This is a genomic window from Loigolactobacillus zhaoyuanensis (genome assembly GCF_003946385.1).
GTDB classification, from domain to species: domain Bacteria; phylum Bacillota; class Bacilli; order Lactobacillales; family Lactobacillaceae; genus Loigolactobacillus; species Loigolactobacillus zhaoyuanensis.
In genome coordinates this window covers 1-2,063 of the sequence record NZ_RHOE01000129.1, presented here as the reverse complement: position 1 = coordinate 2,063, position 2,063 = coordinate 1, and the positions used below count along the sequence as shown (strand labels likewise).

Below are 2,063 nucleotides of genomic sequence, written 5' to 3'. Positions count from 1 at the left end.
ATTAACTTTAGCCGTATCGAACTGGATTCAATATTATAATGTCACACGAATCAAAACAAAACTGGGTGGTAAGAGCCCGGTTAAATACCGTGTTCTTACCACCCAGAAAGTCGCTTAAAGTTTCGTCCAATATTTGGGGTTCACTTCAGGTCACCCTTTTTTGGTGTCAAAGTGTGAATTTAGACTAAATATTGGATTATATCATGAAAATTATTTATTGGTATTAGCTTGGGTGACAGCGGCCATAGCAACAGCATTAATATAATTAAGCGGTTGGTTATAATTGGGTTGAAAGAACATGTCGACCATAGAAAGTTGATCAATAGTAAATTGTGCTTGAATCGCCATTGACAGAACGTTGGCTGATTGAGCAACATCGTATTTACTCATTAATGAACCACCCAAAACACGGCGACTGGTTGGATCCCAAGTTAGGTTGACCAATACTGGTATTGTTGTCGGCATGAAATCAGGGCGATAGTCTTGCTCAATACTGATACTAGCAACTTTTATGTTGTGTGCTGCTGCGCCAGCCATGGTTAATCCAGAGCCGGCATAAGTTTTGCCAAATAATTCTACTGCTGATGAAGCCTGCGTACCTAGATATTTTTCGGTTGGGTGAGAGATATTACGTCCTACTAAAATACCTTGGCGGACTGCATTAGTTGCAAGTGGAATGTAATCATTTTTCTGCGTGGGATTATAGTGAACAGTTGCAGAATCGCCAGCAGCATAGACGTCAGGAATACTAGTCTGCATATAATCATCAGTTATAATAGCACCATTTGGTAGCATATCTAACTGATTTTTAAGTAAGCTAGTATTTGGCCGGAAGCCAATACAGAGGATGGCGATGTCAGCTGTATAAGTACCTTTGTCGGTCGTGACAGTTACTTGTTGGCCATCATCAACAAAGCTTGTTACCTTTTCATTTAAGGCTAATTCAACGCCATGATCTTGGTAATCTTGTTCGATTCGTTCGGAGATATTCTTGTCAAAATTTTTGGCAAGAACGTGTGGCAGTGCATCAATCAACGTTACCCTTTTATCGGTGATTGCGTAGGCTTCAGCCAGTTCAGCACCAATGTAACCAGCACCAATGACGATTGCACTATTGATATCTGGGGCTGACTCTTTAAGCGTTTTTGCATGTGTCCAATTTTTACATAACTTAACCCGGGGACCATCAATTCCTGGTAGTGGCGGTACGATTGGTGCTGATCCAGTCGTGATAACTAACTTATCAAAAGTTTCATCACTAATGGTATTTGAGACTAGATTCTGTACCGTTAATGTTTTTGCTTGTGCATCGATGTTTAGGACATCATGCTGCATGCGCATATTAGCGCCTAGTTTAGTCAATTCATCAGGATTAGAATAGAACATTTTATCTGGTTTGCTAACTTGATTATCAATCCAAAGTGCGATACCGCAGGAAAGGAAAGATAAATTATCATTTCGTTCATACACTGTGACTTGCCAAGTAGGGTGTTCAGCAAGAATTTGTTGTGTGGCAAAAGTGCCAGCATGGGTGCAGCCAATAATTGCGACTTTCATTGAAAACCTCCTATAATTTCAAGTAATCATGCAGCAATATAAGATTGATATATCAGGGTGCTTAAGCTTATTTTACGATAATTGTGGCTCTTGTCAATAGGAAAGTTAGCGCTTACTAAACTGCTTGATTTAGTATGTTTTTTTGCCAGCAAATAACTTAATTGAGCAGCTTTATAGTAACGTTTTTATATGGGTTAATATTGATTTTTAAATTGATCTGGGTGCGGTGAACACCTGAATGGTTTTTGTAAACGTTGATTTTAGCTAAGCAATCTGTTATTCGCGACTATTTATCAATTTTAAGTAGTCGCCATAAGGTACTACTGTCAAGGGCGGCGTAAAAATGTAGGTTTATGTCGGTTAAAAAATGTAGGTTTGTGGCGGTCAATCGGCTCCCTTAATTCGATAAGATTTACCGGTGATTTTAATTACGTAGGCATGATGAACCAACCGATCTAGAATAGCGGCAGTAACAGTCGGATTTTGAAAAGTTTCGACCCAGTTTG

At 39.3% G+C, this 2,063-nt stretch carries 3 protein-coding genes; 1 reads left to right on the top strand and 2 read right to left on the bottom strand.

Annotated elements, in window-relative coordinates; all coding sequences use genetic code 11:
* Positions 1-118, top strand: a 118-nt coding sequence (locus EKM76_RS13180) for an IS3 family transposase (protein ID WP_164507606.1), incomplete at its 5' end; no start/stop codon positions are given.
* 92 nt (positions 119-210) lie between these two features.
* On the opposite strand, the gene EKM76_RS13175 is transcribed toward EKM76_RS13180, so the two are convergent.
* Positions 211-1,557 (bottom strand): FAD-dependent oxidoreductase, encoded by a 1,347-nt coding sequence (locus tag EKM76_RS13175; protein WP_125551009.1) that lies wholly within the window; start codon positions 1,555-1,557, stop codon positions 211-213.
* Positions 1,558-1,941: 384 nt separating this feature from the next.
* A partial coding sequence (locus tag EKM76_RS13170; RefSeq protein WP_164507655.1) for an ATP-binding protein occupies positions 1,942-2,063 on the bottom strand: 122 nt, incomplete at its 5' end.